At 57.1% G+C, this 21,122-nt stretch carries 10 protein-coding genes; 5 read left to right on the forward strand and 5 right to left on the reverse strand.

Going from position 1 to position 21,122, the window contains the following annotated elements; all coding sequences use genetic code 11:
- The first annotated feature begins 376 nt into the window (after positions 1 to 376).
- Positions 377 to 5,512, forward strand: a complete 5,136-nt coding sequence (locus V9K67_RS12870; RefSeq protein WP_336723055.1) for a cellulose binding domain-containing protein — start codon at positions 377 to 379, stop codon at positions 5,510 to 5,512.
- 174 nt (positions 5,513 to 5,686) lie between these two features.
- The gene (locus V9K67_RS12875; RefSeq protein ID WP_336723058.1) at positions 5,687 to 7,066 is read left to right on the forward strand and encodes a glycoside hydrolase family 88/105 protein; all 1,380 of its coding nucleotides are present in this window, start codon (positions 5,687 to 5,689) and stop codon (positions 7,064 to 7,066) included.
- A 412-nt stretch (positions 7,067 to 7,478) separates the two neighbouring features.
- Here the strand turns inward: V9K67_RS12875 and V9K67_RS12880 are convergent, their stop codons facing one another.
- The 5 genes from V9K67_RS12880 to V9K67_RS12900 all read right to left on the reverse strand — a co-directional run bounded on the left by V9K67_RS12880 (position 7,479) and on the right by V9K67_RS12900 (position 15,225).
- On the reverse strand, positions 7,479 to 8,891 hold the full coding sequence (locus V9K67_RS12880) for an efflux transporter outer membrane subunit (protein WP_336723060.1): 1,413 nt from the start codon (positions 8,889 to 8,891) through the stop codon (positions 7,479 to 7,481).
- Positions 8,892 to 8,926: 35 nt separating this feature from the next.
- Positions 8,927 to 12,127 (reverse strand): efflux RND transporter permease subunit, encoded by a 3,201-nt coding sequence (locus V9K67_RS12885; protein ID WP_336723063.1) that lies wholly within the window; start codon positions 12,125 to 12,127, stop codon positions 8,927 to 8,929.
- Between the two features lie 128 nt (positions 12,128 to 12,255).
- Positions 12,256 to 13,401, reverse strand: a complete 1,146-nt coding sequence (locus tag V9K67_RS12890; protein WP_336723064.1) for an efflux RND transporter periplasmic adaptor subunit — start codon at positions 13,399 to 13,401, stop codon at positions 12,256 to 12,258.
- A gap of 135 nt (positions 13,402 to 13,536) precedes the next feature.
- Entirely contained in the window at positions 13,537 to 14,127 is a 591-nt protein-coding gene (locus V9K67_RS12895) for a TetR/AcrR family transcriptional regulator (RefSeq protein WP_336723066.1), read from the reverse strand.
- Between the two features lie 93 nt (positions 14,128 to 14,220).
- A complete protein-coding gene (locus V9K67_RS12900) occupies positions 14,221 to 15,225 on the reverse strand; it encodes a LacI family DNA-binding transcriptional regulator (RefSeq protein WP_336723067.1) in 1,005 nt (334 codons plus the stop codon).
- Positions 15,226 to 15,507: 282 nt separating this feature from the next.
- Between V9K67_RS12900 and V9K67_RS12905 the strand changes: the two genes are divergently transcribed.
- The 3 genes from V9K67_RS12905 to V9K67_RS12915 are packed head-to-tail and all read left to right on the forward strand — an operon-like array spanning position 15,508 to position 21,110.
- Positions 15,508 to 16,389, forward strand: a complete 882-nt coding sequence (locus V9K67_RS12905) for an inositol oxygenase family protein (protein ID WP_336723069.1) — start codon at positions 15,508 to 15,510, stop codon at positions 16,387 to 16,389.
- A 33-nt stretch (positions 16,390 to 16,422) separates the two neighbouring features.
- On the forward strand, positions 16,423 to 19,467 hold the full coding sequence (locus V9K67_RS12910; RefSeq protein WP_336723072.1) for a SusC/RagA family TonB-linked outer membrane protein: 3,045 nt from the start codon (positions 16,423 to 16,425) through the stop codon (positions 19,465 to 19,467).
- Positions 19,468 to 19,490: 23 nt separating this feature from the next.
- Positions 19,491 to 21,110, forward strand: a complete 1,620-nt coding sequence (locus tag V9K67_RS12915; protein ID WP_336723074.1) for a RagB/SusD family nutrient uptake outer membrane protein — start codon at positions 19,491 to 19,493, stop codon at positions 21,108 to 21,110.
- The last annotated feature ends 12 nt before the right edge of the window (positions 21,111 to 21,122 follow it).

Genomic DNA, 21,122 nt, shown 5'->3' on the forward strand with positions numbered 1-21,122 from the left:
ATCAGGATTTTAGGCCCTCCGGCAAAGCTGCAACCCGATTCTGAGGAAATATTGAAAAGGCGCCTCCCTTTCCTTTATTTCCACCCCGGAAAATTTCCGAAAATACCCTCCTAATATCAGATAATGTCCCTCTGCCGCCTTCGTATCCGGGCATATCATTGCTTTACCGGGGCCGTTGAACGGGCGAATGGAAGAAGGTTAAAATGCGGGTAAAGAAGGGCAATTTTTGCAAATAGACCTATCAAAAATGCCTGCTGACAATTGCGTGTGTTCCTGAAGGTTAGTTCAGGAAAAATCCTGCCTGTACGCCCCGGTTTGCGCTGTTGCTGTTACTCAAAACCAATTATAAACTTCCAGAACCCTCCTGATTTTTCTTATGAAGAGAACTCGACTTTTATTCGCGCTCGGCCTTTTGGGGTGCCTCTGTGTTGCCAAAACATATGCACAGATCGGTTACCCCTACTTCCCTGAAACTAATGTAAAGGCCGACCTGTCCGGTGTGGCCGCACCGGTAGCCACGCCCTCCACCTTGGTGGTGAACCAGTCCAAGGATTTTACGTTGGAAGTAAACGGAACGGCAGGCGTTCCTGTAAGAATTGCCAACGGCTTCACCTCTTATGACTATACGCCGGGGAAAACCGCCCGGGTCCGTTTTGTTAAAAAAGCATCCGTTGTATATGTTTACGAAGATGCGGTATACAAAACAATCATCAGCCCCACGCTGCTGCTCCAGTTTCCCGCCATCCGCAGCGAAAGCGATCATGCTGCCAATAAAACCGGGATCTATAATGCGGCGAACCTGGTGGCCAATCCCGGCTTTGAGACGCGGGTCGTCCAGGGAACGTCGACGACCCACTTCAAGGACGGGGTGTATTGGAATGCCTATAATGAATCGAAAGCCCTGGACTGGAGCACCGGAACGACCGCGGCGATCCGCAGTTCCGCCGGCTTTTATTCGGAAGGTTCCTATGCCCTCATCATGCACGGCACCACCCGCTACCTGACCCAAAACCTGGGCAAGCTGAAGCCCGGCGCCTATTACCAGATCAGCTACGACTACTGGACGTCGGCACCCGCCAGCAACGGGGGCGCTACCTACAATATCCTGCTGGGGACCGAACAGTTTGGCAGCAACGTGACCACCCTGACCGGCCACACCACCTCGCTGACCGACGTCACCAAACAAACCTTTTCCGGTGTGTTCCAGGCCCCGGCAACGCTCGCAGACGTGCCCGTATGGCTGACCCTTCACCGGCCCATTTCCAAGGTAGACTGGATTGACCGCGTCAGCCTGGTGCAGACCGTTTCCGCCAGCACCCCCGCCGGGATCACAGGGGCCGGCGGTGACGTGCTGTATGTGGAAGGTACCGCCTACGCGCCCAAGATCCACCTGGATGCCGCCGCCGGCGATTACGTGGAAATGACCCCGCTGGTGGTGAACCCGAGCTTTGAAACCTCCACCACGGGCTGGACGAACAACGGCATGGTCACACAAACCAACACGTCCTTTGGCGCCTTTAAAAACGGAACCACCTACGTGGAGAAATGGGTGAGCGCAGCGCCCCTGCCCAATGTCAGCATCACGCAAACCCTGTCCGGGCTGCCCAACGGGAAATACACGCTGACGGCAGCCGCGCACCATTTGCTGCAAAACCCGCTCTCGGGCAAACCCGGGGCCTTCCTGTTTGCCAATGATGCCCAAACGGAAGTAGGCGACCGGAAGGATTATTCCGTGGACTTCCTGGTAGCGGACCGCACGGCCGTTTTGGGCTTCAAAACCCTGAACGCACAGGGCAACTGGGCGGCGCTGGATCATTTCCGGCTGCGCTACAAAGGCTTTAGCGCCGACGCCATGATCGCCAGCCTACAAGCCGTAAAGGATTCGGCCACGGCTTTGCTGGATAAAAAGATGCAGCATACCGTTCGTACCGGGCTCCAGGATGCCATCGATGCCGCCCAGGGGGTAATAGCGAATGCTGCTCCAGAAGAAGAGGAGCTGACGGCCGTACTGCTGCAACTGCAAAACGCGGTAAAGGAGGGAGGCATCTCTGTTGCCGCTTACAGCGGGCTGCAAACGGCGGTGGACAGCGCCATTGCGGTGTACGGTAGTGGCACCGGCACAGCGGCCGATACGCTCCAGGCGGTTATTGAAAAGAACCAAACCCTGGCCGGAAATTTCAACGCTACCCTGGAGGAGTTGAAAAACGGCGTGACCGAAGTGTATGCGGCCCTCTTTGCCTTCCGGGTGGTCAACGCCACCGGCGCTGCACCCATCGTCACAACGAACCCGGAATTCGCAAGAGGGGCGACCATGGCTTTCGGCCGGAGCACCATCACCGGTATGGCCGCGACGGACGTGCTGGAGCATGGCTTCTGCTGGAGCACGCACCCGCAGCCGACCATCAACGATCACAAAACAACGAAGTACTTTTCGAACAACGGCTATATCTACCGGCTGGAAAACCTGCAGCCGTCCACGGTTTATTATATGCGGGCCTATGCCCTTTCCAAAAGCTATGCCGTCGGCTATGGCGCGGTGGTGAAGGTGATCACGATCCCGAAAGGCACGATGACGTATACCTTTGCCTCCAGCGTAACGAATTCCGGCGACGCGGAGCTTACCGCCCGCATTAAATCCGCCATCGGGTCCGCGGTGGACGTTTATTTCAACAACCTGACCAGCATCAAGGGACATCGCCTGGACGTACGCTACAATGCGGGCACGCCTACCGCTGAAGCCAGCTATGGCGGCTACCTGCAGTTCGGGCCCAATGCCAGCTACCAGCGCACCGGCACGGCGCTGCATGAAATCGGCCATACCATCGGCGTAGGACAGCACAGCATGTGGTACGGACCCAACTCGCCCCTGCGGCAGACGGGCAGCAGCGGCGCCTGGCTGGGCGAGCGTGCCAACAAGGTGGTGCAGTTCATCGACAACAGCCCCGCAGGTTATATGCGCGGCGACGGCACCCACATGTGGCCCTACGGCGTGAACGGCGCCCAGGAAGACAACGGCTCCGAGTTGCTGTATACCGCCAATGCCCTGATCGTGCAGGGCCTGGGAGAGGACGGGCTGCCCCCGACCGGCGGCTTTGCCACACCGGCCTATACCTTCAGCCAGGAGGATACGGTGAAGTACTATATTAAAACAGAAGACGTGCAGCTGGGACGGGACGTCGCCTTCCTGTCGGAGAACGCCTCCGGCCAACTCGCCAGCAAGGTGATCACCGCTGCGGCAGCGCTGGCAAACGACAGTGCGGCCTGGTATTTCCGGTTCGACCCCGCTACCGGCTATTACCAGATCCGCAACGCCGCCACCGGCAACTATTTCTCCTACCAGTCGGCAGGAGAGAACGGCATCACGTTAACGGCGGTGACACAGCCGGCGGCTTCCCAGTCGTTCCAGCTGATGGCCGCCCGGGCCGCTACCCGCCTGGGCAAAAACGGCGATACGCTGGCCGCCCGGGCGTATTGGATCGTTCGCCCCGAGGCCCGGCTGAACCCGCCCACCCTGGCCGCTACCGCCAGCGGCGCCACCAGCGCCGTCACCTTCAACTTCAACGATGATGCGGCCGCACAGCGCTGGCTGCTGTTGTCCGGTGCGGAAGTGGAGGCCTTTAAACAGGTGGAAGGCAGCAACCAGCCGGTGGTGACGAACCCGTATAGTGCGTCGGGAGACGGCCAGGTGGCCCTGACCTGGGACTTCCAGTTCGACACCCGGTACGATATCCAGCGCAGCGAAAGCGCCGGCGGCACTTTCCAGACCATTGCCACCGGTTTCAGCGGCGTACGTTATGCCGACGAGGCGCTGGTCAACGGCAAGACCTATTACTATAAAGTGGTGGCGCAGAACACCGCCGGCAGCAGCCCCGAAACGCCGGTGTTGCAGGGGACGCCGGCAGCAGGACGCCACCTGTATATTCCCTTTGACGAAGCGTCCGGCAGCATGGCCCGCGACGAATGGGGCGGGTACCACGCCACGCTGAACACCACCGCAGCCCGCGCTGCCGGCACTGCCGGGGGGGCGCTCCGGCTGGATGGCACGGCAACGGCATCCGCCACCCTGGCCACCGGGGCCCTGAGCACCCTGACCGATTTCACCATCACTACCTGGGTGAAGCTGGATGCCCTGAGCAACTGGATGCGCATCTTCGACTTCGGCACCGGCACCTCCAAATACATGTTCCTTTCCCCGCAGGTGAGCGTGGCTACCGGCAAGTCCACCGTCCGCTATGCCATCAAGAACGGCGGCAGCGAGCTGAGTGTCAGCTATGCCGACAGCCTTTCGCTGAACACCTGGACCCATTTTGCCGTGAGCCAGAGCGGCGATACCGCCCGCCTCTACATCAACGGAAAGCTGGTGGCGGCCAACAATGCCGTGACCATCCGCCCGGCTGACCTGGGCAGCACGAATCTGAACTACATCGGAAAGTCGCAGTTTGCCGACCCGATGCTGAAAGCCTCGGTCGATGAATTCAAGATCTACAACCGGGCCCTGACGGTTTCGGAACTGGCCGACGCCATGAAGCAAGAACAGACCATCAGCTTCCCCGAATTCACGCAAAAGAGGGTAGGGGACGCCGGTTTCTCCGCCGGGGCTACTGCCTCTTCGGGCCTGGAGGTTACCTATACCTCCTCCAACGAAAGCGTAGCTACCGTGGTGAGCGGGCTGGTACAGCTCAAAGGCACAGGTACCGCCACCATCACCGCTTCCCAGGCAGGCAATGCCACCTATGCCCCCGCTTCGAAAGAGCAGGTGCTCACCGTGCTGCCCTTCCACCTGCAGGTGCAGCACAAGGACGGCGACGGCGGCCAGACGGCCAACAACAACCTGCGTCCGTACCTGAAGATCGTAAGCCTCGACACCGTTCCGGTGCTCTTTAGCGAGCTTACCGCCCGCTACTGGTTCACCACCGAAAACGCCAGTCCCGTTATTGCCAATATCGACTGGGCCAAGATGGGTACCGCTCATGTGAAAGCCCGTTACGTGGCCCTGGGCACACCGCTGCCCGGCACCACCGGCTATGTCGAATACAGCTTCGATACAACTGCCGGCCTGCTGAAGGCAGGCGGCAACTCCGGCGAGATCTTTTCCAAGGTGTACCACAGCAACTGGGTAAAGATCAATGAGCTCAATGACTATTCCTATGCCGCCCATACGTTCTACACGGCGCATCCGCAGGTGACCCTGTACCGCAACGGGCAGCTGGTGTGGGGCGTAGAGCCCACGGAAGGCGGAGTACCCACCGCTGCCCGTCTCGGCGCAGCGGAAGAAGCGGCCGCCTTTTCGCTCACCGTCGCTCCGAACCCTTCCGCCACCCAATTCACCCTGGTCATCGGCAGCGCCGGCACCCTCCAGGTGTTTGATATGACGGGTAAGCTGGTGGAAGCGCACCGCATCGCGGCGCCGAACACGACGCTGCAGCTGGGAAGCAGCTACCGCCCGGGTACCTACCTGGTGGAAGTGGCCCGGGGCAGCGAACGCCGGGTGGTGAAACTGGTGAAACAATAACCGCGATAAAGCGCTGATCTCATTTTTTTCGAATACAAGCAAGGAAGGGGTTTTTACTCCTTCCTTTTTTATTTCCCAAAAACTTCCGATCCTGATTTTTAAACCTTTTCCGTTAAAAAATGAACCCTCTTCCGGCTCCTTCCGCTTAGGTTTGCACGGCAAACACAAGTATCAATGAAGAAAAAAAGAACCGGGGGCCTGGTGATCGGGCTCCTGCTACATTCCGCGATGGTCTGGTCGCAAACGGCCGCCCCGGCCGGCGGACCAGGGGTGCCCAAGTACCCCGTGCCTTATGAAGTCCCCACAACGGCTACGATCAAAGCGGTAGTGGACCGGATCCGGGATCGGATGGTCCGCAATGCCGACTTCCACCTGGTGGACGCCACCACCGGCAAACAAATCGCCGGTTTCTCCGAACCCAACCGGAATGCCGCTCTTCCCGAAGCCGCCAGCGCCTTTATCGACTGGTCGTACCCCAACGGTGTTTCCCTGACCGCCTGCCATGACCTGACGGAGGTGACCGGGGATACCAGTTACCTGAACCACGCCATCCGCTTTTTTGATTTTACGTTTAAGGCAATGCCCTACTTCCGGGAAATGCAGGACAAAGGGCTGGTCAAAAACCATCCCTACCAAAAGATGGTCCGCATGCAGGCGCTGGACCACGGCGGGGCCATAGCGGCCGCCCTCATAAAAGTGCAGCGCAAGCACCCCGATGGGCGGTTCCGGGCCTGGATCGATAGCGTGGACCAGTACATCTCCCACCGGCAGTACCGGTTGAAGGACAAGACCATCGCCCGGGAACGTCCCCAGCCCGAGTCGCTTTGGGCCGATGATCTCTATATGTGCATTCCCTTTTTTACCCAAATGGGCGCGCTGACCGGCGACAAGAAATACTACCAGGATGCGGTGCGGCAGGTGATCCAGTTGTCCGAGCGCTTATTTGACAAAGAGGCGGGTTTGTACGACCATGGCTGGAACGTCAACTCCTCGGCCTACGATCCGCGCTTTTTCTGGGCCCGGGCGAACGGCTGGTGCACCATGGCCATGGCCGAACTGCTGTCCGAACTGCCGCAGAATTTCAAAGGCAGGGACCAGGTGCTGCACCTTTTCAGGAAACATATCCAGACACTGGCCCGGCTGCAGGACGGCACAGGGCTCTGGCATAATATACTGGACCGGCAGGACACGTTTTTGGAAACGTCCGCCAGCGCCATGTTTACCTACACCATCGCCAAAGGCATCAACGAAGGCTGGATCAGCCATGTGTACGGGCCGATGGCGGTCATGGGCTGGAATGCCCTGGCCACCAAGGTAACGCCTTCGGGAGAAGTGTGCGATATCGTGGAAGGCACCACCTTTGCCCACGACAACACCTATTATTTCTACCGGGGCACCAGCTGTACCACCTCCTTTTACGGACCCGTCATGCGGGCCGGGTCGGAAGTGATGCGCCTCCTCAACAACCCCAAACTGGAGATCACTCCTCCCAAGCCCAATGCGGTCAACAGCGCCATGCATTTCCGGTTGAAAGGCGACAAACCCGCCCGTTAACCCCAAAAAATAAAATTGAAAAAACGCCCTCCCGACTTAACAGGAGGGCGTTTTTTATAAGGGCCCTTACGCTTCCTTGTACTATTTAACGTAGGTTGACCGAGCTGGACGAGAAGCCCGGAGGGCTTCACTGTGAATAGCCCCGGGTGAAACCCGGGGTCAGCAGTAGTTAGGCAACACAACCCCGGATGGGGTTGAATGTGGGACCCACAGCAAACAGGCAGTCCGGGATCAGAAAGGCTTTTCGAAGACTCCTTCCAAACTGAATACTGTTTTAACCGAACAGGACACAATCAACCCCTTCAGGGTTGTCGTGGTGGTGAACTACTGCTGACCCCGGGTTGCACCCGGGGCTATTCACAGTGAAGCCCTGCGGGCTTCCCTTCCACGGTCAACCTAGGTGAAAGGGATATTACTTCCACCCACCACCTAAAGACCGGTAGAGTTCCACATTTGCGCTGAGCTGTCCCCGGGTGATGGCGGCCAGTTCCAGTTCGCTTTGCAGGGCATTGCCTTGGGCCGTGATCACTTCCAGGTAATTGGCCATGCCGGTGGTAAACAACATGTTGGCGTTGGCAATGGCCTTTTGCAGGGTCTGTACCCGGTTCAAAGCGATGCTTTTTTCTTTCTTCAACTGCTCCCTTCGAACCAGGGCGTCCGACACTTCACCTACCGCATTCAGTACGGACTGGCGGAACCGGATCACCGTTTTTTCCCGCTCCACTTTGGCGAGTTCGTAGGCCGTCGCCAGTTGCTTTTTTTGAAACAGCGGCTGTACGACGCCCCCGGCCACCGTCCCGAACAGGGAAGCGGGAAGGGTGAACCAGTTGGTGGCCAGGAACGAGTTCAGCCCGCCGGCAGCCGTTATGGTAAGCGCCGGGTACATGTTCGCCCGGCTGATGCCCACCTGTGCATTTGCCCGGATCAAACTAAGTTCCACGCTTTTGACATCCGGTCGCCTGCTCACTAATTCCGAAGGAACGCCGGCGGATAAATGCTCCGGGAGGGATACCTGGCTCAGGAGCGTGCTGCGTTGGATGCTGTCCGGCAGTTGCCCGGCTAATAGGCGCAGGGCGTTTTCCTGCAGGGCGCTGTTCTTTTCCAGCCCGGGTACCAGCGCCGCTGCCGCCAGCCGCTGCGCCTCCGCCTGCTGAACGGCCAGGGAAGATACCTGGCCGGCATCAAACTGCAGCCGGATTATTTTGAGCGTGCTGTCGCTTAAGGCGATGTTCCTTTTGGCAATGGCCAGCTGGGCGTCCAGCATCAACAGGTTGTAAAACCCTTCGGAAACCGTGGCCACGATATTGGTCTGCAGCCACTTTCTGGCTTCCTCCGTTTGCATGTAGGCCGCCAGGGCGCCGGCTTTCTGGGCCTTGATCTTGCCCCAGATATCCGCCTCCCATGATAGCGTAATATTGGTAGAATAATCCTCGATATGGGTGGTGCCCAAAAAGGATTTGGCGCTTAAGCCGTTTAGGCTGTTGTCGGAAGGACGGTTCGAGGTGGCGGATACCTGCAGTCGTGCGTCCGGCAAATACGCCCACCTGGTTTGCTTTAAAAGCAACTGGGCGCCTTCGATATTTTTCAGCGCCAGCTGCATGTCGTAGTTATGGGCCAGCGCACTGTCGATCAGCTGTTGCAGGGAAGGGTCGGCAAAAAAGCTTTTCCATTTAATGTCCGCAATGCTTACCGTATCGGTGGAAACGGCGTTGCGATAGCTGGCCGGCAGGGCCGGTTCCGGGGTGGCAATATCCTTCGATACGTTGCATGCCGCAAGTACGGATAGCAGCAGGATAAAAAAGATATTGTTCGTATGCTTCGTCATTGTATTCGGTTGAAATAAAGTTTAAAATGGAGGGGTTATCCGACCAGTACAGGGTCAGGCTGCTGCAACGGCTCGGAATGATGCGCCGGGAGTTGGACCTTCGGCTTTCCGGTTATTTTCTCCTGCAGATGCTGGAAAAGGACAAAGAGCACCGGGATGATAAAGATGCCCAGCACCACGCCTGTCAGCATACCGCCGGCGGCACCCATACTGATGGAGTGGTTGCCCTGGGCCGAGGGACCGGTGGCAATGCTCATCGGGAACAGCCCGAACACAAACGCCAGGGAAGTCATGATGATGGGGCGCAGGCGCAGCTTTGCCGCTTCTATGGCGGAAGGGATCAGTCCCCGCCCGGCCTTGCGCCGCTGCACGGCAAACTCGATGATCAGGATGGCGTTCTTGGCGAGCAGGCCGATCAGCATGATCAGGGCCACCTGCACATAAATGTTGTTCTCGATACCGGTCACTCCCAGTACGGCAAACACGCCGAAAATGCCTGTGGGGATCGAAAGGATCACCGCCAGCGGCAACAGGTAACTTTCGTATTGGGCTGCCAGCAGGAAGTACACGAATACGAGGCAAAGCAGGAAGACGATGGCGGCCTGTCCGCCGGAGGAAAGCTCTTCGCGGGTTTGCCCCGAAAACTCGTACGCATAGCCGGAAGGCAATTGCTCCCGGGCGGTTTCCTGGATGGCCCGGATGGCATCGCCCGAACTATAGCCCGGCTTGGGGATGGCATTGACCTGGATCGAGTTGAACAGGTTGTAGCGGGAGGCCGTTTCCGAACCATACACCCGGCTCAGTGTAACCAGGGTATTGATCGGCACCATTTCACCGGACCGGTTCTTCACAAAGACACGGTCGATGGCGGCCGGGTCGTTGCGGTCCGCAATGTCGGCCTGCACCACGACGCGGTAGTATTTACCAAAGCGGTTGAAGTCGGACGCCTGTGCGCTGCCGAAATACGCCTGCATGGTTTGCAAAATATCCCGGACATTGACGCCCAGCTGGGCGGCCTTTTCATCATCCACCTCCAGTTGCCACTGCGGGTAGTCGGCTTTAAAAGAAGTAAAGGCGAAGGCGATCTCTTTTTTCGCCATCAGCTTGCCGATAAAGTTGTTGGCAATGCCGCTGAATTGGTCCAGCCGGCCGCCGGTCTTATCCTGCAGGACCAGGTCGAGGGCTTCCACGTTGCTGAAACCGGGCACCGTGGGAAAGCTGAACACGAAGAAGGTGCCCCCGCTGACCGCCGCCAGCTGGCTGCGGATGGTGTTTTGGATGGCGTTAATATCCTTTTCTTCGCCCCGGTCCTTATTGGGCTTTAACAGCACAAACATGACCGCTGCCGAAGGACTGCTGGAAGAGGTCAGCAGGTTGAAGCCGGAGATGGAGGTCACGAACCGGGCGGCGGGCAATGCCCGGAGCTTTGCTTCGGCCTGGTTCAGCACAGTGGTGGTGCCGGCCAGCGAGGTGCCCGAAGGCGTGGAAACCGAGATGGCCACAAACCCCTGGTCTTCCGTCGGGATAAAGCCCGACTTGGTGGTGTTGACCATGTACACGGTCACCAGGGAAATGACGGCCAGCGCCCCCAGGCTCACCCAACGATGCCGCAGCAGCCACTTCACACCCCCTAGGTAACGGTGGGTAAGGGCCGTAAAGCTGCTGTTGAACCCGTCAAAGAATTTTTGCTGAAAGCTTCTTTTGGGACTGGCGATACCTTCTCCATGTGTCCCATGATGTTCCTTTAAAAACAGGGCGGCCAGCGCAGGGCTGAGCGTCAACGCGTTCACGGCGGAGATCACGATGGCGATGGACATGGTAAAGGCGAACTGCCGGTAAAAGATGCCGGTGGAACCGCTCATAAAACCCACGGGCAGGAACACGGCCGCCATAACGAGGGTGATGGAGATGATGGCGCCGGTGATCTCGTGCATCGCCCTGGTGGTCGCCGCCTTGGGCCCCATTTTCCCCCCTTCCATTTTCGAGTGGACGGCCTCCACCACCACGATGGCATCATCCACCACAATCCCGATGGCCAGCACCAGGGCGAACATGGTCAGCAGGTTGATGGTGAAGCCGAAGAGGCTCATAAAGAAGAAGGTGCCCAGGATGGCCACGGGAACGGCGATGGCGGGGATCAGCGTGGACCGAAGGTCCTGCAGGAACAGGAACACCACGATGAATACCAGCAAAAAGGCTTCGATCAGGGTATGAATCACCTGTGAGATGGATTCGTCCAGGGCGGTCTTCGTGCGGTAAAAGTTATTGTATTGAATACCGGCCGGAAAATCCTTCGACGCCTTTTCCATTAATTTATCCACGGCGATCTGGATCTCGTTGGCGTTGGAGCCGGCCAGCTGGATCACGCCGATCACCACGCCGTCGTTCCCGTTCAGGTGGGTGACGCTGGTATATGAATAGGCGCCCAGTTCCACGCGGGCCACGTCTTTCAGGCGCAGCACCGAACCGTCGGCATTGGCGCGGATGGCGATGTTCCCGTATTCCTCGGGCTTGGTCAGCTTGCCCTTGTATTTGATCACGTATTCGAACACTTCGTCGCTGCGCTCGCCCAGTTTACCCGGGGCCGCTTCGAGGTTTTTATCCTGGATGGCCCCCATCACTTCCGCAGGCGTTATTTTATACGCCGCCATCTGGCTGGTGTTCAGCCATACCCGCATCGAATAGTCTTTCACGCCCCCGAAGATGCTGGCGGAACCCACGCCGGGTATGCGTTTGATCTCGGGAATGATATTGATCTGGGCATAGTTGGCCACGAAGGTCTGGTCGTATTTTTTCGGGTCCTCGGTGTACAGGCCGATAGCGCCGATCAGGCTGTTTTGCTGCTTCACCGTGGTGATCCCCTGTTGCACCACTTCGGCCGGCAGCTGGCTGGTGGCCTGGGTGACCCGGTTTTGCACGTTGACGGCCGCCTGGTCGGGGTCGGTGCCCTGCTTGAAAAATACGGTGATGGCCAGGGAGCCGTCGTTGCTGGCGGTCGAGCTCATGTAGCTCATATTTTCCACGCCGTTGATGCTTTCTTCCAGGGAAGGGGCCACCGAACGCAAAACGGTTTCGGCGTTTGCTCCCGGGTACACCGCCGTCACCAGGACCGCCGGGGGCGCGATGTCCGGGAATTGCTGTAAGGGCAGGCGCAGCATCGCCAGCACGCCCAAAATGACCAGCAGGATGGAAATGACCGTAGCGAGTACCGGCCTTTCGATAAATTTTTGAAACATGGTAGTAGTGTTGAAGTTGTCTGTTGGGGTTTTTCGCGGGAATCGTCGGAAAGTCCAGGCAAAGCACGGCCTGGTCGTCCCGGGGAGGGCGGAACGACAGCGCAGGTGCGGAATGCCGGACAGAAGGATTATTTAGGAGTAACGGCCATGGAGAGGGTAGGATTGGGCTTTACGTCCAGGGGTTGGATGATCATGCCTTCCGCCAGGTGGTCCAAACCGCTCAAGACGATCCGGTCACCCGCCTTGATGCCCTCTTTCACGATATAATTGGTGCCGCTTTTGCCCCCAATGCTGATGGGTTGTTTGGCCACTTTATTGCTGTCGCCGACCGTGTACACGAAGATCTTATCCTGCATGTCCACCGTGGCCGACTGCGGCACCAGGATCGCGTCCGTATGCTGTTGCTGCAGGCGAACTTTGCCGGTATTGCCCGAACGCAGGAGGCCCTGCGCATTGGGGAAAACGGCCCGCAGCGTGATGGCGCCGGTCGTTTTATCAAACTGCCCGTCCACCATATCGATTTTCCCGGGGTAGGGGTAAACCGTTTGATCCGCCAGGATCAGCGAGACGGCCGGCAGTTTTTTCAGCTTGTCGTTCAGCGTGCCGCCCGGGAACTGGGATTTGAAATGGATAAAGTCGGTCTCCCCCAGGGAGAAGTAGGCATATACTTCATGCACGTCCGAGACTTCCGTCAGCGGCTGGGGGTCGGTGGGCGCCACCAAGCTGCCGCGTTTTTTGGGAAGCCTGCCGATATAGCCGCTTACCGGGGCGGTGACCTGCGTATATCCCAGCCGGATCTTTGCGGCGGCCACGTTGGCCCGTGCCTGTGCCGCGTTGGCCACAGCGATCTGGTAGGCTGCTTTGGCCACTTTCAGCTGGTGGTCGGAAACCACTTTGTTTTGCACCAGGGGCGTCAGCCGGTCGATCTCCAGTTGTGCATTGGTGACGGCCGCCAGGGCTGCCTGGAAGCTGGCCGTAGCGCTGTTCAATTGTTCGCGGAAGGGCTGGTCATTGATCTTAAAGAGCACCTGGCCGGCCCGCACCTGGGCGCCTTCATCTACCAGGACGTTTTCCAGGAAGCCGTCCACCTGGGGGCGGATCTCGACGTCTGATTTGCCCTGCAGGGCGGCGGTGTAATCCTGGCCGGTAGCCGCCAGGGCGCTGCTGATGGTCACGACTTCCGCGGTGGGCGGGGGCGTGGCGGGAGCGGGCTGCTGCTCGGCACATCCGGCGAGCAGAAGCAGGAGGAGAGGAAGGGGAATAAATCGCTTCATAACTAAATTAAATCGTTTAACAGCGTTAAGTAATTGGGTGAAAAAAAACGGTCGTTGGACCGGTATAAGGAGGTTTGGGGACTTTAACGGCAGTATATCCATTTAACGCCGTTAAGCTGTCGGGCCAAAAAAAAGCTATCCTGTGATAGACCTGATGATCCCTCCAATAGCATCTTTTAAAACCAGCCGGTTGATCTCGTCGGACTCGCCCCGGTTGACCAGGTTGATCGAGATCAGCCCGTGAATGACCGACCAGAACGTATAATACTTTCTGCAGACTTCCGTCTCCGGTGCATCCGGCATCAACTGCCGGATCACGCTGCTGACCAATTTGGCCGGCACTTCGGCCTCCGGCGCTTTTTGCCCGGTGCAGCAATTCATGGCCACGCCGAACATCAGCTGGTACAGTTCCTTCTTTTTAAAGGCGAAGTTCCAGTAGGCCATCCACATGGCTTCCAGTTGCTCCGCCGGGTCCTGGTGGTGGTCCCGGGCCGTTTCCATTTCTTTGGCCAGGTACAAAAACCCTTTTTTATTCAGTTCGGCCAATATGGCTTCCTTGTTCGAAAAATATTCGTAGATGATCGGTGCCGTGTATTCTATTTCGTCCGCTATTTTGCGCATGCTGAGCGCTTGCCATCCTTCCTCCTTCACGATCTTATAAGCAGCCTCCAGGATCTTTGCCCTGGTTTCTTCTTTTAACCGTTGTATCCGTTCCCTGCTGGCCATGGTTTCTATTTACGCGGGTAAATTATTTAACACCGTTAAGTAAAGGTAACGCCCTTTTTTATTTCCAAACAAATTTTTTTCAAAATGCAGCCGTTATTGAGTGGATTCCCGGATCACCAGACGGGAAGGCAGGAGGATTATTTCTTTTTTTGACAATGGCCGCTTTCGCTCCAACTCCCGGAACAACAGGCCGGCGGCGGTTTTGCCGATATCGAAAGCCGGCTGGACCACCGTGGTCAGGGGCGGATGCAGGATGGGGGCGGTTTCCAGGTTGCAAAAGCTGAGGACTTTCAGCTGGTCCGGGATGGAGATCTTTAATTTCTGGCAGACCAGGTAGACGAGGGACGTCAGCTTCTCCACCGACGCGATCAGGCCGTCCGGCCGCTCCTGCTGCAACTGCTCCTGCAGAATAGCGATATTCTCCTCCGCATCATTGCTGCACTCGATCACGATCGGCGCCCGTTCCTTGGGATAATCCTTCAGCGCCTGGAAATACCCTTCCCTTCGCTTATTGTTGATGGACAAATTTTTCGAGATGGACAGGTAGGCTACCTTCCGGCAGCCCCGCTTCAGCAGGTGCTGCGTGGCCTGGTAGCTGCTTTCAAAATCGTTGGTGCCCACCCTGGCCAGCCCGGGCTCCTCCGGGATCCGGTCGAAGTACACCACCGGGACGTTGCTGCCGGTCAGGCCGGCGATGTGTTCGCTGCCGGCGGTCTCGGTGGAAATGGACACCAGCACGCCGTCCACCCGTCCGCTTTTAAAGTCCTCCATGATGGCCCGCTCTTTTTCAAAACTTTCATACGTCAGGTACACCAGCACATGGTAACCCTTGTCATTGGCCACGCTTTCAATCCCCTTCAGGGCCAGCGAAAAGAAACTGTCCGCCACCTCGGGGATCACCACGGCGATGGTATTGCTTTTCTTCCGGCGCAGGCTCCGGGCATAAGGATTCGGCTTGTAATTCAGCTCCCGGGCCATGGCCGCCACCCGCGCCCTCGTTTCCGCGCTGATCTCGTGGCTGCCGCTCAGCGCCTTGGAAACGGAGGAAATGGAAAGGTCCAGTTTTTTGGCCAGTTCCCGGATGTTGATCTCGCTCATCGGATGTTGTAATTATGGGACTATAATAGGGTCAAAGGCCCCTGGTTTTGAGCCCATTAGCCTGCTCCCGCCTTTACGAAAACGGTTTCGTAAATGTAGCTGTTAAATAGATTTAAATAAAAAGGAAAAACGCAAGTTTGTACAACGATTGCGGATAACGATGTCTTTTAAATTGCTTGTCATAGTGCTGCCACAAAACCGGTTGCGGCTCCCTGTCCCGGCAATTCAAAGTACCCCATCCCGCTCCCAATACACTCACTTTAAAATAATAAAAAACGCCATATGAAGAATGTCGAAAACGTTCTCCCTGAAAATCCGTTGAAAAGCCTCGATGAATGGGAAGAAGACCTGCTCCGTCGCTATCCCGACCCGGACACCATCGCCACCGCCAAATCCGCGGAAGAATACCGCAACTACGATGCCCCGGCCCGCGATTCCGTCCGCGAATTCTACCGCATCAACCACCAGTACCAGACCTATGACTTCGTGCAGCAGAAGCGAGCGGAATACCTGAAATTCGACAAAAAGGAAATGCCCCTTTGGGACGCCTTTGAATTCCTGAACCAGCTGGTGGACGATTCCGACCCCGATACCGACCTCAGCCAATTCCAGCACCTGCTGCAAACCTCGGAAGCCATCCGCCGCGACGGCCATCCCGACTGGATGGTGCTGGCCGGCCTGCTCCACGACATGGGCAAAGTGCTCTGCCTGTTCGGCGAACCCCAGTGGGCCGTCGTAGGTGACACCTTCCCCGTAGGCTGCGCCTTTTCCGAAAAGAACATTTACGCCGAATTTTTTGCCGAAAACCCGGATAATAACAACCCGCAATACAACACGAAGTACGGCGTCTACGCCCCCAACTGCGGCCTGCGGAACGTGACCATGTCCTGGGGACACGACGAGTACATCTACCACATGGTGAAAGACCACCTGCCCGAAGAGGCCCTGTACATGCTGCGGTACCATTCCTTCTACGCCTGGCACCGCGAAGGCGCGTACGACCACCTGCTGGACGACCACGACCGCGAAATGCTGAAATGGGTAAAACTGTTCAACCCCTACGACCTGTATTCCAAAAACCCCGAGCCGCCGGTCTGGAGCGAACTGAAACCTTATTACGACGCCCTGGCCGCCAAATACCTGCCCCAAACGCTGAAGTTCTAAAACCACCACAGCTTCCAATCAAATCTCCTCGTTATGCTTGCAATGAATACCAGACTCAAACAACGCAGCGGTAGAAAAAGCCCCTTTACACTGTTGCTGCTGCTTTCCCTCGCGGGATCCCCGGCTGCCTTCGCCCAGGGCTCGCAGGAAATAAAAGGCACCGTCACTGACAGTAAAGGCCAGCCCGCTATCGGCGTCACGGTAGCCGTCAAAGGCACCAACACCCGTACCCTTACCGACGGGTCCGGCACGTTCACCATCAAGGCGGCGCCCTCGGCCACCCTGTCGTTTTCCGCCATCAACTTCGAACCCGTGGAAACCACGGCGGTGACCGGGAAGCCCTTCAGCGTATCGCTGAAGGAAAAAATATCCCTGCTGAACGAAGTCGTGGCCGTGGGCTACGGCCGCAGCTCCCGAAAGAACCTGTCCAGCGCCGTGACCACCGTGAAAGCCGACGACCTGAACCGCGGCGCCATTACCGATGTGGGCCAACTGCTGCAGGGAAAGGTGCCCGGCCTGAATATCTCCGCCAGCGGCGATCCCAACCGGCCCTCCGCCGTGGTCCTGCGCGGCGCTTCTACCCTGAACAGCTCCCAATCGCCTTTCTACGTGATCGACGGCGTACCCGGTGCGGATATTGCCGCCATTGCGCCGGATGATATTGCCTCCATTGACGTGTTGAAGGATGCCGCCGCTACGGCTATTTACGGCAACCGTGCCGCCAACGGCGTCATCATGGTGACCACGAAAAGGGGCCGGAAAGGGCAGTCCGTAGTGAGCTACAGCGGCTATGTGGGCATGGAAAAAGTAGCGCGCCAACTGGAAATGATGAATTCCGATGAGTTGCGTGCTTTTTTAACGGCTAACGGGCAGTCGTTATCGCCCAATGACGACAAAGGCGCCCATACAAACTGGCAAAACGAGGTGCAACGGGCTTCCGCCACTTCGCACAACCACAACCTGAGCTTCAACGGGGGCGGGGAACATACGACCTATAGTGCCAGCCTGAACTATATTGAACGGCAGGGCGTGCTGTTGAAAAGCTCCCTGGAACGCGTCATTGCCCGCCTGGCGATTGACCAATATGCGTTGAACGATAAGGTGCGGTTCAGCCTGAATGTCAGCAACTCCAACAGTAATGCCGACAATACACCGCAACGCAATTCCGTATTGACGCAAATGATCAGCTACCTGCCGGTTTCCCCGGTCCGCAATGCCAATGGCACCTTCTTTGAAAACTTCCAGAACCCGGGCTATTTCAACCCGGCGGCCCTCATTGAATACGGGCAGGACAATACAAAATCCAATAACCTGATCGGAAGCTTCAACACCCAGGTAAAACTTCCTCTCGGCCTGACCTACGATCTCAATCTTTCCTACCAGCAGGGCAACAGCCTGCATGGCGAGTATTATGGCAGCTATTATTCGAATTACAACAGCGCCAACTTCTATTTTAAACCCGAACCGCCGGCGACGCATTACCTGGCCAATTTCGGGACCAATGGCGCGGCCCTGAGAAATACCTACCGCAACACCAATAAGATCCTGGAAACCTTTTTGACCTGGGACCGCAAATTTGGCGGGCATACGGTCAATGCCGTGCTGGGCTATTCGTACCAGGGTAATATTTCCGGCGAAGGCTTCCAGACGACCAGCACCAACTTCCCGGTGGATAACGTAGGGTTTAACAATTTGTCCTTGAGCAACCCCTACGCCATTTCCTCGTACCGCATCAACTTCGGCGCCCCGGGTGTTTACCAGGAAACCCGCCTGATCTCGGACTTTGCCCGTGTGAATTACAACTACCGCGACAAATACCTGGTACAGCTTTCCGGCAGAAGAGATGGCAGCTCGGTTTTTGGCGCCAATGAACAATGGGGGTATTTCCCTGCCGTGGGCACCGCCTGGCGCATCAGCCAGGAAGATTTCATGCAGCGGCAAAAACTGTTCAGCGACCTGAAATTAAGAGCCAGCTACGGGGTTACCGGCAATGCCACCGGCTTTAATGCGTATACGGCACAAATCATTTCCGGTACGTTAGGCAGCTTTTATTACAACGGCACCACGGTAAATGCCTATGGACCCACGCAGGCGGACAACCCCAACCTGAGATGGGAGAAAACGGCCACCGCCAACATCGGCCTGGATTTTTCGCTGCTGAACGGAAAGATCAACGGATCGGTGGACCTGTATGACAAGAACACCAAGGGCATGATCTATGGCTACCGCGTGGATCCCATATTGGTTCCCAACGGCAATATTATTGCCAACGGCGGCAGCATGAACAACAAAGGCTTCGAGTTCATGTTAAGCGGAACGCCTGTCCGCACCAAGAACTTTAACTGGACGTCCACCCTGAACCTGGCACATAACAAAAACGAAATCACCAGCCTGACCAACCCCTTATTCTCCGGCGGCGATTCGGTGCGCCTGACCCAGCCGGATGGACAGGGGCAAACCGGCAGCACCCTGCAGATCTTAAAATCAGGGGCCCCCTTAGGCCAGTTCTTCACCCTGAACTATGCCGGCAAAAACGACCAGGGCGTTTCGCAGTATTACGACCGGGACGGCAAGCTAACCACCGCGCCGGGCATCGGCAGGGATTACTTCTATGCCGGCAGCCCGCAGCCGAAGCTGTTGGTGGGCTTTACCAACACCTTCCGCTACAATGATTTCGATATGAACATCTTCTTCAGGGGTGTTTTCGGAAACAAGATCTTCAATGCCACCCGTGCCGACCTGTTCCGGCCCAACACGGCGCAGTACACCAATATCCTGAAAGATGTGGCCGGCGAATCGGTAAAGGACGTAAATGCCTATCGTTATTCGAGCCGCTTTATCGAGGATGGCAGTTATGTGCGGCTGGATAATGCTACCCTGGGCTATAATTTCAAAAAATTCAGCCAGCATGTAAAATCATTAAGGGTGTATGCATCCGTAAACAATGCCTTTGTCATCACTAAGTACTCCGGCATTGACCCGGAGATCAACCAGGGCGGTATTGCCCCCGGCATTGATGCCAATAACTTCTATCCCAGAACAAGAACCTTTTTGTTCGGCGTAAACGCTTCTTTCTAAACCTTCCGGATAAAATAATCTCCATGAAAAAGATATTGAAAAAAATTTTCCTTCCGGCGATGCTGATGGGTTCCCTGGCATCCTGCCACAAAGTTGATGTTCCGATCCGCACGGAACTGACGCCGGATGTGTTCCCCCAGAACCCCTCGCAGTTCATCCAGGCTTCGGGCCCGGCTTATGCCGCGCTCCGGGGCAACTACGCACTGGATTATTCGTTCATGCAATCCCTGAGCACCGACGAATCCATCCTGCCCGCCCGGGGCGGCAACTGGTACGACAACCAGAACTACCTGATGCTGCACTATCATAGCTGGAACAAAGACCATGGCAACACGGGCGGCGCCTGGTACTGGCTTTCCGTAACCATCGGCACCACCAACCAGGCATTGTCCATCCTGGACCAGACCATGCCGGAAGGCGCCAGCAAGCAATCCACCCTGGCCGAGCTGAAAATGGTCCGCGCCCTCGCTTATTACATGATGATGGACCTGTACGGAAACGTGCCGATCATCACCACCTACGGCGATTTCACGCCCAAGGCGAATTCTACGCGCAAAGAGGTGTTCAACTTTATCGAAAGCGAGGTGAAAGCGGCTCTTCCTTACCTGAGCGCCGCCTCCGATGTTTCCACCTATGGCCGCGCCAACCAGTGGACTGCTCATGCCCTGCTGGCTAAAATGTACCTGAATGCCGAAGTGTATACGGGAACGCCGCGCCTGGAGGATTGTATCGCCGCCTGCGACAAAGTGATCGGTTCCGGCCTGTACGCCGTTGAACCCCGGAATACCTACCTGAAGATGTTCTATCCCAACAACGGCCCTTCCATGAAGGAGTTCATCTTTGCCATCCCTTACGATCCTGCGTTTACGGGTTTGCCGGGCACGAACGGTTTTATGTACCATGCCCGCTACGACGTGCCCCGGTCCATGCGCAACCGTTTCAGCCTGCCGTATACCCCCGGCGCTCCCCGCAGCACCGTGCCCGAGTTCTATGCCAACTTCAACGACCCCAACGACATCCGGAACAACCAGTGGCTGACGGGTCTGCAGTACAACTACAACGGCACGCCGGTGACCGTCACCACCACCAAAAAAGGCTACGACCAGTTTTATACCGGTGCGGACGGCGGCGCCTCTTATACCTACCAGGTCAACCTGACGCCGAACATCGTATTGCGCCAAAGCGTGTCGGCCTTCGACCTGGGCAACGACGAGATCGCCTGGAACATGGGCTACCGCAACATCAAGTTCTACCCGGACAGCACCTCTACCAACCGCAACCAGGCCAACGATATGCCGTTCCTGCGTTATTCCGACATTCTCCTGATGAAAGCCGAAGCCATCCAGCGCGGCGGCACCGCCACCCAGGGACATACCGCCGTTTCCCTGGTGAACATGGTCCGCTCGCAACGCACCACTTCGCCGGCCCTGGCCGCGGTGACCCTGGAGGATATTTACAAAGAGCGGAACCGTGAATTCGCCATGGAAAACTGGCACCGCAACGATATGATCCGCTTTGGAAAATTTGAAGGCTCCTGGGGCTTTAAAACGGATGCCAGCCCGCATAAACGTATCTTCCCGATCCCGACGAGCGCTATGGCCCTCAACCCGGCATTGAAGCAAAACCCCGGATACGAACAATAAAATAATTTCGGA

It is taken from the genome of Huijunlia imazamoxiresistens (assembly GCF_037132455.1).
Taxonomy (GTDB): domain Bacteria; phylum Bacteroidota; class Bacteroidia; order Chitinophagales; family Chitinophagaceae; genus Flavisolibacter; species Flavisolibacter imazamoxiresistens.